The 12493-nt window shown below is 62.7% G+C and carries 10 protein-coding genes; 9 read left to right on the top strand and 1 reads right to left on the bottom strand.

The window, feature by feature from the left end; translation table 11 throughout:
- The first annotated feature begins 96 nt into the window (after positions 1-96).
- The 3 genes from ACIPV6_RS19835 to ACIPV6_RS19845 all read left to right on the top strand — a co-directional run bounded on the left by ACIPV6_RS19835 (position 97) and on the right by ACIPV6_RS19845 (position 3513).
- On the top strand, positions 97-1041 hold the full coding sequence (locus ACIPV6_RS19835; protein WP_400272533.1) for a carbohydrate ABC transporter permease: 945 nt from the start codon (positions 97-99) through the stop codon (positions 1039-1041).
- Positions 1034-1966 carry a carbohydrate ABC transporter permease gene (locus ACIPV6_RS19840; RefSeq protein WP_400272534.1) on the top strand — a complete coding sequence of 311 codons (933 nt, stop codon included), beginning with the start codon at positions 1034-1036 and terminating at the stop codon, positions 1964-1966. The genes ACIPV6_RS19835 and ACIPV6_RS19840 overlap by 8 nt, the downstream gene beginning before the upstream one ends.
- A gap of 170 nt (positions 1967-2136) precedes the next feature.
- Positions 2137-3513 carry an ABC transporter substrate-binding protein gene (locus ACIPV6_RS19845; RefSeq protein ID WP_400272535.1) on the top strand — a complete coding sequence of 459 codons (1377 nt, stop codon included), beginning with the start codon at positions 2137-2139 and terminating at the stop codon, positions 3511-3513.
- 128 nt (positions 3514-3641) lie between these two features.
- Here the strand turns inward: ACIPV6_RS19845 and ACIPV6_RS19850 are convergent, their stop codons facing one another.
- Entirely contained in the window at positions 3642-5669 is a 2028-nt protein-coding gene (locus ACIPV6_RS19850; protein WP_400272536.1) for a beta-galactosidase, read from the bottom strand.
- 209 nt (positions 5670-5878) lie between these two features.
- Here ACIPV6_RS19850 and ACIPV6_RS19855 point away from each other — a divergent pair, with 209 nt between their 5' ends.
- The 6 genes from ACIPV6_RS19855 to ACIPV6_RS19880 all read left to right on the top strand — a co-directional run bounded on the left by ACIPV6_RS19855 (position 5879) and on the right by ACIPV6_RS19880 (position 12492).
- On the top strand, positions 5879-7165 hold the full coding sequence (locus tag ACIPV6_RS19855) for an ABC transporter substrate-binding protein (protein ID WP_400272537.1): 1287 nt from the start codon (positions 5879-5881) through the stop codon (positions 7163-7165).
- Between the two features lie 28 nt (positions 7166-7193).
- Positions 7194-8147 carry a carbohydrate ABC transporter permease gene (locus ACIPV6_RS19860; RefSeq protein WP_400272538.1) on the top strand — a complete coding sequence of 318 codons (954 nt, stop codon included), beginning with the start codon at positions 7194-7196 and terminating at the stop codon, positions 8145-8147.
- Positions 8144-9064 (top strand): carbohydrate ABC transporter permease, encoded by a 921-nt coding sequence (locus ACIPV6_RS19865; RefSeq protein ID WP_400272539.1) that lies wholly within the window; start codon positions 8144-8146, stop codon positions 9062-9064. The genes ACIPV6_RS19860 and ACIPV6_RS19865 overlap by 4 nt, the downstream gene beginning before the upstream one ends.
- A gap of 11 nt (positions 9065-9075) precedes the next feature.
- Positions 9076-9726: a Poxvirus protein I5 gene (locus tag ACIPV6_RS19870; protein ID WP_400272540.1), complete on the top strand. Its 651-nt coding sequence runs from the start codon at positions 9076-9078 to the stop codon at positions 9724-9726.
- Positions 9727-9763: 37 nt separating this feature from the next.
- Positions 9764-11053 (top strand): MFS transporter, encoded by a 1290-nt coding sequence (locus ACIPV6_RS19875; RefSeq protein ID WP_400272541.1) that lies wholly within the window; start codon positions 9764-9766, stop codon positions 11051-11053.
- 137 nt (positions 11054-11190) lie between these two features.
- Positions 11191-12492 carry an ABC transporter substrate-binding protein gene (locus ACIPV6_RS19880; protein ID WP_400272542.1) on the top strand — a complete coding sequence of 434 codons (1302 nt, stop codon included), beginning with the start codon at positions 11191-11193 and terminating at the stop codon, positions 12490-12492.
- The last annotated feature ends 1 nt before the right edge of the window (position 12493 follow it).

The raw sequence follows: 12493 nt of genomic DNA on the forward strand, positions 1-12493 counted from the left end.
TCCGTGGAAGGCCACGATGACCAAAGGAGACCACATGGCCGCACAGCACCACCCCGCAACGCCGCAGGGCGTCCGGGGTCACGCGGGGAGGACGCAATGAGCGCTATTGGCGAACTCTCTACGATGACCCGCCGCAAAGGCCCCATGACCAAGGAAGAGAAGAAGGCCAACGGCCGCGACAACAAGGCCGCCTACGTCTTCCTCCTGCCATGGTTAATCGGCCTGGTGGTCATCACCGTGGGACCCATGTTGATGTCCCTGTACTTGTCCTTCACTGACTACAACCTCCTGCAACCGCCGGAATGGGTTGGCTTGGACAACTTTGCCCGGATGTTCAGTGATGCCCGCCTGCACAACTCACTGCGCGTGACGTTCATGTACGTCCTGGTGGGCGTGCCCCTGCAGCTGGCCGTGGCGCTCCTCATTGCACTGGTCCTGGACAAGGGCCTTCGCGGACTCCCGTTCTACCGTTCCATTTTCTACTTGCCCTCGCTGCTCGGCGGCTCGGTTGCCGTTGCCATCCTGTGGAAGCAGATCTTCGGCACCACGGGCCTGGTCAACCAGGTTCTGGCCATGATCGGGATCGAAGGCCCGGGCTGGATCTCGGATCCGAACACCGCGCTGGGCTCCATCATCCTGCTGCACGTATGGACGTTCGGCAGCCCCATGATCATCTTCCTGGCCGGCCTGCGCCAGATCCCGAACATGTACTACGAGGCAGCCGAAGTTGACGGTGCCACCACCTTGCAGAAGTTCTGGCGGATCACCATCCCCATGCTGAGCCCCATCATCTTCTTCAACCTGGTGCTGCAGATCATCGGCTCGTTCCAGTCGTTCACGCAGGCGTTCATCGTCTCGGGCGGCAACGGCGGTCCGTCGGACTCCACCATGTTCTTCACGCTGTACCTGTACCAGAAGGGCTTTGGCCAGTTCGACATGGGATACGCCTCAGCGATGGCCTGGTTCCTGCTGGTCATCATCGGTGCATTCACTGCCATCAACTTCATCGCTTCAAAGTATTGGGTGTTCTACGATGACTAAAACTCAGACCATGCCCGCCACTTCCGGCTCCACATCACAGCAACCGGGCAAGACCCCCCGCCGCCGCGAATCCCGGGGAACGTTGGCCTTCAGCCGCAGCGCCCGCATCAAGGGACTGATCAAGCACGCCATCCTGATCCTCGTGGGCGGGGTCATGATCTACCCGCTCCTGTGGATGGTGGTCTCCTCCCTGCGCCCGAACGATCTCATCTTCCGCGAACCCGGCCTGTGGCTGCAGAACCTGGAGATGGGCAACTACACCGACGGCTGGTCCGCGCTGACCCACCCGTTCGGGCATTACATGATCAACTCCGCAATCGTGGTCCTTGGCTCGATCCTGGGAAACCTGATCTCTTGCTCCATGGCGGCCTACGCCTTCGCGCGGCTCCAGTTCACCGGAAAGAAACTGTTCTTCGGCATCATGCTGCTGACCATCATGCTGCCCTTCCACGTGGTGATCGTGCCGCAGTACATCCTGTTCTCGCAGATCGGCTGGGTGAACACCTTCTGGCCGTTGATCGTGCCCAAGCTCCTGGCCACGGATGCATTCTTCGTGTTCCTCATGGTCCAGTTCATCCGGGGCATCCCGAAGGAACTGGACGAGGCGGCCCGCATCGACGGCGCAGGCCACCCCCGGATCTTCCTGCGGGTCATCCTGCCGTTGATGGTTCCGGCCCTCGCCACCACCACCATCTTCACGTTCATCTGGACCTGGAACGACTTCTTCGGTGCCCTGATCTACCTCACGGACCCGGACATGTTCACCGTCCCGGTCGCGCTGCGGGCCTTTGTCGACTCACAATCGGCCACCAGCTGGGGATCCCTGTTCGCCATGTCCATCGTGTCCCTGTTCCCGGTGTTCCTGGTGTTCCTGTTCGGCCAGCGGTTCCTCATCAAGGGCATCGCCACCACCGGCATCAAATAAACCTTAAGGCGCCCCGCCGAGGGGAGGGGGCCGGTGGAAGCCGGCCCCTTCCCGTCACCAAACCCAGTTCAGAAATGACACTTGTCACACAAGATAGTGACTTGTATCATAATTCCAATGAGAAAACGCTTTCTCACACTTCCAAGGATCAAAGAAGATCGGAGACTACAGTGCCGGTATTTCCCAAGGGTGAAGCAGTCGCCCACGCAGCCGCGTCGGAGGCGCGCTCGTCGGAACCCAAGGCCAAGCGGTCCAAGCGCAAGCTTCGCGCCTCGGCCATTATTGCAGCAACCGCGGCAGCCGTCCTGGCCTTGAGTGCCTGTGGGGGCGGCTCCGAAGCCAAGAGCGCTGATGGCAAGGTTGAGCTCCGCTTCTCCTGGTGGGGCGGCGACAAGCGGGCGCAACTGACGCAGGAAGCCATCAAGGCCTTCGAAGCCGAGAACCCGAACATCACCATCAAGGCCGAATACGGCGACTGGTCCGGGTACTGGGACAAACTGGCCACCCAGGTGGCCGCCAACGATGCTCCGGACATCATCCAGATGGACGAAAAGTACATCACCGAGTACTCCAGCCGCGGTGCCCTCCTGGACCTCTCCAAGTACCAGATCGATACCTCCAAGTTGGACGAAGCTGCACTGAATGCAGGCAAGGGTCCCAAGGGCCTCACCGGCATCGCCGCGGGCATCAACGCAGCCACCATCCTGGCCAACCCCGCAGTCTTCAAGGCCGCCGGCGTTGCCCTCCCGGACGACAAGACCTGGACCTGGGACGACTTCGAGCGGATTTCTGCCGAAGTCACGGCCAAGTCCCCGAAGGGCACCTATGGCGCCGCTGCCTATGGAACGGATGAGGCGTCCCTCGGCGTTTGGCTCCGCCAGAACGGCAAGTCGCTGTACACCGACGATGGCAAGCTCGGGTTCGAACCCTCGGACATCGCCGGCTACTGGGACTTCCTGAAGGAACTGAGCGAGAAGAAGGCTGTCCCGTCGGCCTCGGAAATCGTTGAAGCGGAAGCCGCGCCCCTTGACCAGAGCGGCTTGGCTACCGGCAAGAACGGCTTGGCCTTCTGGTGGTCCAACCAGCTGCCCGCCCTGGAAAAGGCTGCCGGTGGTGAGCTGCAGATCCTGCGCTTCCCGTCCAAGACCGGCAAGGCCTCGGACACCCAGCTTTGGTACAAGGCCTCCCAGTTCTGGTCTGCCTCTTCGCGGACCAAGCACCCTGAAGAGACCGCCAAGTTCATCAACTTCCTGACCAACAACGTCAAGGCCGGTGAAATCCTCCTTGCTGACCGCGGCGTCTACCCCAACTCGGATGTCCGCGCAGCGATCCAGTCCAAGTTGGCTCCGGCGGACACCAAGGTGGTCAACTTCATCAGCGACATCCAGGGCGAACTTGGCAAGGCTCCGGCAGCTCCGCCGAAGGGTGCCGGTGCCATCCAGGAAATCGTCAAGCGCTACAGCTCCGAGGTCCTGTTCAACAGGCTCTCCACCGAAGAAGCAGGCAAGAAGGCCGTGGATGAAATGAAGTCCGCGATCGGCGCCTAGCCTTTCAGCACCGGAACAGCGCCCCGGGTTGGTCAGCGTGATCAATCCGGGGCGCTTTTCCGTGCGCAGGCACCCAACTGGGGGACAGATAACGTCCTTCTGGCGGGTCAGAAGGACGTTTCTGTCCCTTACTTGGGTGGGTCTTCGGCGATCACTGCCACGGCTCCGGCGGGCACCACGCCACTGAAGCGTTCGCCGCTGAGCAGCTCCTCGCCGTCGGACTTCACCGTTACGTCCTCCCGGCCGTGGTTGATGGCGAACAGGAAACTGCGGCCGTCAGCCGCCCGGCGGCGGGAAAGTTCGACGCCGGCACCCGCCTCGGCCACGGACATCACCTTGGCTTCGTCCAGGAGCCGCGCGGTCAGTGCGTCGATACCCGCGGCATCTGGGAGGGTGGCGAGATACCAGGCAGAGCCGACTCCCGTGGCTCTGCGCGATAACGCGGGGACACCGTCCAGCGGATAGTGGGTGAAGGTGGCCAGGACTTCGGTGGAATCGGCTGCCCGCACATGTTCGCTCCACACAGATCCCACGGTGCCGTCGCTCAGGGTGGTGGACGTGCCGGGGAAGAGCGGGTGGAATTCCTCGGTCCGGATGCCCAGGAGCTCGCGGAAGGCGCCGGGGTAGCCGCCAAGGCGTACGTGGTCGCGTTCGTCGACGATGCCGCTGAAGTAGCTCACCAGCACAGTGGTGCCGTCGTGTGCAGCGGCCGCTATCGAGGCAGCCGCCTCGTCCGTCACGGCGTAGAGCGTGCAGACCAGGATGAGGTCGTAGCCGGCCAGGTCCGCGGTGGGGTGGACGAAATCCGCGGTCACGCCGCGCAGGTAAAGCGAGCGGTGGAAGGCCCGCATGGTGTCCAGGTACTTGACGCCCTGGCTGGGGTGGGAGTCCAGTTCCGCGGCCCACCAGGCCTCGTAGTCGAACACGATGGCCACGTGGGATTCGACGCGCGATCCCTTGACGGGCTCCAACTTGCGGAGGGCTTCACCAAGGTCCACAACGTTGCGCCACACCTGGGTATCCCGGCCGCCGTGCGGAACCATGGCCGAGTGGAATTTCTCGGAGCCCGCCTTGCTTTGGCGCCACTGGAAGAACATGACGGCGTCGGCCCCGCGGGCCACGTGGGCCAGGGAATTCCGGAGCATTTCGCCGGGCATCTTGGGCTGGTTGTAGGGCTGCCAGTTGACGGCCGACGTCGAGTGTTCCATGAGGATCCACGGCTCTCCGCCTGCGACGCCGCGGGTCAGGTCGGCGCTGAAGGCCAGTTCGATCTCGCGCTCTGGGTCGGCTGCCACCAGATAGTGGTCGTTCGCGATGACGTCCATGTCCTTGGACCAGTCGAAATAGTCCAGGGTTTTCGTTGCGCTGGAGACCATGAAATTGGTGGTGGCCGGTACGCCAGGGGTCACTTCGCGGAGAACGGCGAGCAGTTCCCGGTAGTAGTCCATGAATGACCACGAGTTGAAGCGGGCAAAGTCCAGTTGCTGGCCGGGATTCAGGGTGGTGGGAGCTGCCCCGGGCGGGATGATCTCGTCGAAGGACGCGTAGTGCTGGGACCAGAACGCGGTTCCCCATGCGTCATTCAGCACCTCAATGGTCCCGTAACGGCGTTCGAGCCACCGGCGGAAGGCGGCCGCATCCTCTTCGCCATGAAACTCACCCACGTGGCAGCCGAGCTCGTTGTCCACGTGCCACAAGGCCAGGGCCGGGTGGTCCTTATAGCGTTCGGCGATGACGCGGGTCATGGTGGTGGCGTACCTGCGGTACACCGATGACGACGGCGAGTAGTGCCGCCGGGAGCCGCGCTCCAGGCGGACGCCTTCCGCAGTGACGGGCAGGATTTCCGGATACTTGCGGGCAAGCCAGGCCGGTGGGGAGGCGGTGGCGGTGGCCAGGGCCACCTTGATGCCCGCTCCGTGGAGGTTGTCCAGCACGTCATCGAGCCAGCCGAAATCGTACTTCCCTTCGCTGGGTTCCAGCAGGCCCCAGGAGAAGATCGCGACGCTCAGGAAAGTGACGCCGGCCTCCTTCATGAGTTCGATGTCCTCGAGCCGGATGTCTTCCGGCCATTGTTCGGGGTTGTAGTCGCCGCCGTAGGCGATGCCGTGGACGCTGTTCCAAACGGATGGACCGCGTGGGGATTCAGGGGAGGACAAGGGGACTCCTTTGTCTGGTTGGCCGTTCTGGAGGACTGGTGGTGCAGGACATGGTATGGCCGGAAGCTGCGAAAGCGCGTTCTTGGAAAACGCTTGCCCAGATTCCCGAATGGGGATATTGTATCGATTCAGAACGAGTGTAAGCGAGATCACTGCCACGTTGTAATGATCAAAAATGGGGCTTGCACCAACTGAGCAAGGAGGCTCTCATGATCAACAGAAGGAATTTCCTCACCACGGTGGCCCTGGGCACGGCATCTGCTGCGTTCCTGTCCGCTTGTGGACAGTCCTCGTCCTCCGGGCAGACTGGCTCAGCCCAGAACCCCGTCACCATTACCTACACCTGGTGGGGCAACGACGACCGTGCCGAGCGAACCCGCAAAGCCATTGCCCTCTTCGAGTCCAAGAACCCGGACGTGAAGGTGAACGGCAACTTCACCGACTTCACCGGCTACTGGCAGAAGCGGGCCACGGAGGCTGCCGGTGGCGGTCTTCCGGACGTCATGCAGTGGGACCTTTCCTACTTGCGGGACTACGGGCAGCGCAACCAGCTCCTGGACCTCGGCACCGTGAAGATCAACACCGACGCCTTCGACAAGTCCCTCCTTCCTTCCGGGCAGATCAGGGGCAAGCAGTTCGGCATCCCCACCAGCACCAACGCCTTTGCCATCTACTACGACCCTGCCAAGCTCAAGACCTTGGGTATCGCAGAGCCGGACGGCACCTGGAATTACAAGGAATTCAATGCGTTCCTCACCGAAGTTGGCTCAAAGGGCAATGGAACGCTGTTCGGCGGCACCGACTACACGGGTGTGTGGTGGATGTTCAACATTTGGCTGCGCCAGAACAACATCGAGGCTTTCACCGATGAGGGCAAGCTCGGCTTCTCCAAGGACGACCTGAAGAAGTGGTGGAACCAGACCGGCAGCCTCCGCGGCACCGGGGCGATCGTGGGCGAGGACAAGGTAACGCAGTTGCTGCCCAAGTCCCCGTTCGGTTCCAACGTCACTGCCACCGAGGCCACCTGGGACAACTTCATGGCCGGCTACCTCGCGGACAGTGGCGCCAAGGAGCTCAAGCTCGTTCCTGTTCCGTCCGACGATCCGGACAACCTGGGCCTGTTCCTCAAGCCCTCCATGCTCATGGTGGCCGGCGCCAAGACCAAGTACAAGGATGCAGCAGCCCGCTTCATCGACTTCATGGTCAACGATCCCGAGGTTGGCCAGATCTTCAAGACCTCCCGCGGTGTTCCCGCCTCCAAGACCCAGCGCGACGGCACCACCTTCGAGGGCACGGACAAGCTGGTGGTGGACTACGAGAAGTCGATCGAGAAGTACCTCAAGGACGCTCCCGAGCCGCCCATCGTCGGCTTCGGCACGCTTGAAGCATCATTCAAACGCATCGGCTCGGAACTGAACTACGGCAAGCAGACCGTGGACAGCGCGGCCGATGCGTGGTTCAAGGAAGCCGAAGACCTCATCAAGCAGAACGCCTGATCCAGGCCTGAACTGACGGAAGAAACCCGTGACTCAAAGCCCAACCCTGAGCCGGCGTTCCCAGTCGTCCGCTTCCCCGCAGCCGCGCAAGCCGCGGCGGCGGGGTGCGGATGCCCGCGCCGGCTACACGTTCCTGCTGCCATGGCTGCTGGGATTCATCGCCCTGACCGTTGGTCCGATGATTTCCTCGCTGTACCTCTCCTTCACCAACTACAACCTCTTCGAAGCTCCCAAGTGGATCGGCCTCGACAACTACACCACCTTGTTCCAGGACGAGCGGTTCCTGCAGTCGGTGGGCGTGACCCTGAGCTATGTGGTCTTCGGTACGCCGCTGAAGCTCGCCGCCGCCTTGGCAGTGGCCATGTTGCTGAACAGCAAGCGGAAAGGCCAGGGCTTCTACCGCTCAGCGTTCTACGCTCCTTCCCTCATTGGCGCGAGTGTTTCGATCGCCATCGTCTGGAAGGCCATGTTCGGCGACTCCGGTCCCGTGGACCAGGGCCTGTCCTTCTTTGGCATCAACCTCGGCGGCTGGGTGGGCAACCCGTCCATGACCATGCCCATGATGATCCTGCTGACGGTCTGGCAGTTCGGCGCACCGATGGTGATCTTCCTGGCCGGCCTGAAGCAGATCCCCGCGGATCTCTATGAGGCCGCCTCCATGGACGGTGCGGGCCCGGTGCGGAAGTTCTTCAACATCACCTGGCCCATGCTGTCGCCGGTGATCTTCTTCAACCTGTTGATGGAGACCATCCACGCGTTCCAGATCTTCGCCTCGGCCTACATCATCTCCAACGGTGAGGGCGGCCCGGCAGGATCCACCCTCTTCTACACCCTCTACCTGTACCTTCGCGGTTTCAGCGATTTCCGGATGGGCTACGCCTCGGCGATGGCCTGGCTCCTGGTGATCGTGGTCGGCGTCATCACGCTGATCTTCTTCAAGACCTCCAAGTCGTGGGTCCACTACAGCGGTGATTCGAAATGACAACCATGGCAACTCCCACGCAGTCCGCACCAGCGCCGGCAGAGACCCCGGCCTATAACCCGAAGGCCGAATCCGGGGCTGCCCGGAAGGCCAAGAGCGTCATCTTCCACATCGTCGCCCTGGTCCTGGTGGGGATTGTCCTCTACCCGGCGTTGTGGATGATTGCCTCGTCCTTCAAGCCGAATTCGGAGATCGGCGGCGGCAATACCTCGCTGTGGTCGGCCAACTTCAGCTTCGACAACTTTGTCACTGCCATGGACGGCATTGGCGGGGTCAGCACGCTGACGTTCTTCACCAACTCCCTGATCCTGGCCATTGGTGCCGTGGTGGGCACCGTCCTCTCGGCCAGCGTTTCCGCGTATGCCTTTGCGCGGATCAACTTCCCGGGCCGCGGCTTGTTCTTCGGCATGATGATAGCCACCCTGCTGCTGCCGTTCCACGTGGTGATCATTCCGCAGTACATCATTTTCCAGCAGCTGGGCCTGGTGGACACGTATGTGCCCTTGTTGATCGGCAAGTTCCTTGCGGCCGATGCGTTCTTCGTGTTCCTCATGGTCCAGTTCATGCGCGGACTGCCGGCCGAGCTGGATGAGGCGGCCCGCATTGACGGTGCCGGGCACGTCCGCATTTTCGGTTCCATCATGCTCCCGCTCATGAAACCGGCCCTGATCTCCACGTCCATCTTCTCCTTCATCTGGAGCTGGAACGACTTCCTGGGCCCGCTGCTGTACCTGAACACTCCGGAAAAGTACCCGCTTCCCCTGGCCCTGCGCCTTTTCGTGGACCAGACCCAGAGCTCGGACTACGGGGCCATGATCGCCATGTCCGTGCTGGCCCTCCTCCCCGTGCTGGTGTTCTTCCTGATCTTCCAGCGCTACATCGTGGAGGGCGTTTCCACCCAGGGCCTCAAGGGCTAGGAGGGCAGGCAATGAGCGTCATGGACACCATGGGAAAACCCTCGGACAAGCCCGGAATTCCGGTCAACCGCTTTGCCCTCTTCGCCGAGACGATGCTGGCAGGCGTCATCGTGCTCCTGTTGTCCCTGCCGTTGGTGACGGCGCCGGCGGCCTATGCTGCCGGCGTCGTCCATCTCGAAAGGCACCTCAGCGGCAGGGACGATTCCCTCAAGTCCCTCTGGAGCACCTTCCGCCGGGCGCTGCCCGGCAGTTGGAAGTACGGCATCACGACGGCGGTTGCCGGCCTGGTGATTGTCCTCAACCTGTTGCTCGCGCTGGTGGAGCAACTGCCGGGGCGCACGGTGATCCTGCCCGCAACCCTGTTGTTGGCGGCCGCGGGCACGGTCCTGCTGCTGCGGACCGCGGGTAATTGGGGCGGGCCCGTGGCGTGGGATGCTGCGACCCCTCCTGCCGACGCGGGTGGTGGCGAGGGGTGGGCCGCAGCCTACCCCACCGCCAAGGAAGACTCCGTCCGCGACTGGAGCGGCTCGCTCCTTTTGCTGGCGGCCCTGGGCATGTCGGTGGTCTTCGTGTGGATGCTCCAGGCGTTGTTCGTCATTGTTCCCGGCGCGCTCATCCTTGCCACGGCCGCCATCAAGATCCGTTACTACAGAAACCGCTAGCCCGCACCCTTCGCACAGATAAGAGCTGACCGCCCCCGTGCCTTCGCGCCCGTTTCCCCAGCGTCCGCAAACCCAACAGCCCGCGCAACGCAAGCCACTCAACCCCGAAACCTGGCATTACCCCCTCAGGCACCATAACTACCGGATCTTCGTGACCCTCACGCTGGCAAGCAGCGGGGGAGTGTGGATGCAGCGCCTGGCCCAGGACTGGTTGGTGCTGCAACTGACGGGGAGCCCGGCCGCCGTCGGCCTGGCTGTCGCCCTCCAATTCCTCCCGATGCTGGTGGTGGGTCCCCTCAGCGGCGTGCTGGTGGACCTTTTTCCCAAACGCCGGATCCTCCTTGTGTGCCAGTCCGTCGCGGCGGTGCTTGCTGCGGGCTTGGCGGTGTGGAATGCCACCGGCGGACGTGATGTTTGGGTTGTCTATGCCAGTTGCATTGCCCTGGGCGTCACCAGTGCCATCGACGGCCCTGCCCGGCAGGTGTTCGTCAACGAGGTAGTGGGTGACCGCGGATTGCCGGCGGCCATCGGCCTGAACAGTGCCATTGGCCAGCTTGGGGCGATGGTGGGTCCGGCGCTCGCCGGTGTCGTCATCGCCAAGGCGGGACCGGCTGCCGCGTTTGCCGGCAACGCCGTGGTGGGGATCGCTGTGCTGCTGATGATCGTGGCCATCCGTCCCAATGAACTCCACCATGCCCCGGACCACGCCAGGCCTGGTGGCGGGCGTGGCCAGGTCCTCGCAGGCTTCCGGTTTGTCCGCGCGCGTCCGCCGCTCCTGCTCACCATGCTCCTGGCGGGACTGCTCGGTGCCTTCGGCATGAACGGTCCGGTGGTCCTGGCTGCGTTCGCTGACAGGGTGTGGCACAGCGGACCCGCGGGTTTCGGCCTGTTCAACACCGTCAGCGCCCTGGGCGCATTGGCTGGCGCGCTGCTCGCTACGAGGATCAAGCGCTTCGGCAGGAAGGGCATTGTTGCCAGTGCCGGGCTCTTCGGCCTGAGCCAATTGATGGCCGCGTTGATGCCGACGGAGGAATGGTTCGTGGTGTTGCTGGTGGTGGTGGGTTTCATGACCCTTATGTTCCTCACCAGCGCCGCGACGGCAGTGCAGTTGGAAGCCGGAGCGCACGTCCGCGGGCGCGTGTTGGCCCTGTATCTTCCGCTCCTCCTGGGCGGGCATGCTTTGGGCGGCCTGCTCGCCGGTTGGCTGACGGAAGATTTTGGCGTGCGGACCGGGTTGGTGGTCACTGGGGCCTTGGGGATGGTGTCGGCGGCTGTGATTGGCTTGCTGCTCTACGTCTTTTCACGACGGCGGGCCGGGAGCACTTGAGCGCTTTGTGAACACCCTGACGATTGAAACTCACAAAATATACCTTGACTTGTGATGTAACGCACATCTACGCTGAGAAAGCGTTTTCTCTGATGCGTCTCTGCAAGACTCACCTGCGTTCAAGACAAGGACTCCAGATGTCGATTCATGCACGAAAATCTTTCCCAGGCCTTTCCTTCAAGGTCGCAGCCGCCGCGGCAGCGGTCGCCATAACAATGACCGGTTGTGGCGGCTCACCCCAGGCAGCATCCGACGGGACCGTAACCCTCCGCTTCAGTTGGTGGGGCTCCGATGTCCGCCACAAAATGACCCAGAAACTCATTGATGCGTTCCAGGCCGAGAACCCGAACATCAAGATCAAGGGGGAATACGGCGACTGGTCCGGCTATTGGGACAAGCTCGCAACGCAGGTTGCCTCCCAGGATGCTCCGGACATCATCCAGATGGACGCGGCTTACCTTGGCGAATACGCCGGACGCGGGGCCTTGCTGGAGTTGAAGGACGTTGACCAATCCAAGTTCGACCAGGCCGTGGCGGACGCAGGCAAGGTGGACGGCAAGCAGTACGCCATCACCGCGGGCGTGAATGCCCAGGTGGTCCTGGCCAATCCTGCGCTGGTCTCGGCCAGTGGCGTCGCCCTCCCGGATGACAAGACGTGGACCTGGGACGAGTACAGCAAGACGGCCGCCGACATCACCTCGAAGAGCCAGGACGGCGTTTATGGATCCGGTGCCGTCACCGGCGATGCACCGATGAACCTGTGGTTCCGCCAGCACGGCAAGAAGCTCTTTTCCCCGGATGGCACCTTCGGCTTCGACGAGAACGATTTGAAGGGCTGGTATGAGTACCAGGCGAAGCTCCGGGATTCCAAAGCCGTCCCTCCAGCCTCGGTGATGACCGAGGATGTCACGGCGTCCGTGGACCAGCAGGGCCTGGCAACCAACCGCTTCGCCCTCGCATGGTACTGGTCCAACCAGCTTTCTGCCCTGAGCAAGGCGTCCGGTCAGGCGTTGGAGATCCACCGCCCGCCGAGCACGGACGGCTCAGCCGCGGAAGCCCAGCAATACTACAAGTCTTCGCAGTTCTGGTCCGCGAGTTCGCGCACCAGGCACCCGGCCGAAGTGCAGAAGTTCATCGACTTCCTCTCCAACAGCGTGGAAGCGGGCGAAATTGCCTTGGCTGATCGTGGCATCCCCGGCAACTCCGAAGTCCGGGCCGCAGTGACCCCTAAGCTCACGCCGGAAGACGCCGCCACCGCCAAGTTCATCGACGAGATCTCCTCCGAACTGGGCGACGCCGTTCCCGTGCCGCCCGCCGGCTCAAGCTCGGTGATGGAAGTGCTGGGCCGCTACGGCATGGAAGTCCACTTCAACCGCCTCACGCCTGAAGAAGCAGCCAAGAAGGCCTACCCGGAGGCGAAGAGCCAGCTGCGCGGCTGAC

It is taken from the genome of Paenarthrobacter sp. NPDC089988, assembly GCF_044748465.1.
Classification (GTDB): domain Bacteria; phylum Actinomycetota; class Actinomycetes; order Actinomycetales; family Micrococcaceae; genus Arthrobacter.

Coding starts and splice junctions, on each gene's coding strand:
- ACIPV6_RS19835 (WP_400272533.1), top strand. CDS start 97: ATGAGCGCTATTGGCGAACTCTCTACGATGACCCGCCGCAAAGGCCCC.
- ACIPV6_RS19840 (WP_400272534.1), top strand. CDS start 1,034: ATGACTAAAACTCAGACCATGCCCGCCACTTCCGGCTCCACATCACAG.
- ACIPV6_RS19855 (WP_400272537.1), top strand. CDS start 5,879: ATGATCAACAGAAGGAATTTCCTCACCACGGTGGCCCTGGGCACGGCA.
- ACIPV6_RS19865 (WP_400272539.1), top strand. CDS start 8,144: ATGACAACCATGGCAACTCCCACGCAGTCCGCACCAGCGCCGGCAGAG.
- ACIPV6_RS19870 (WP_400272540.1), top strand. CDS start 9,076: ATGAGCGTCATGGACACCATGGGAAAACCCTCGGACAAGCCCGGAATT.
- ACIPV6_RS19880 (WP_400272542.1), top strand. CDS start 11,191: ATGTCGATTCATGCACGAAAATCTTTCCCAGGCCTTTCCTTCAAGGTC.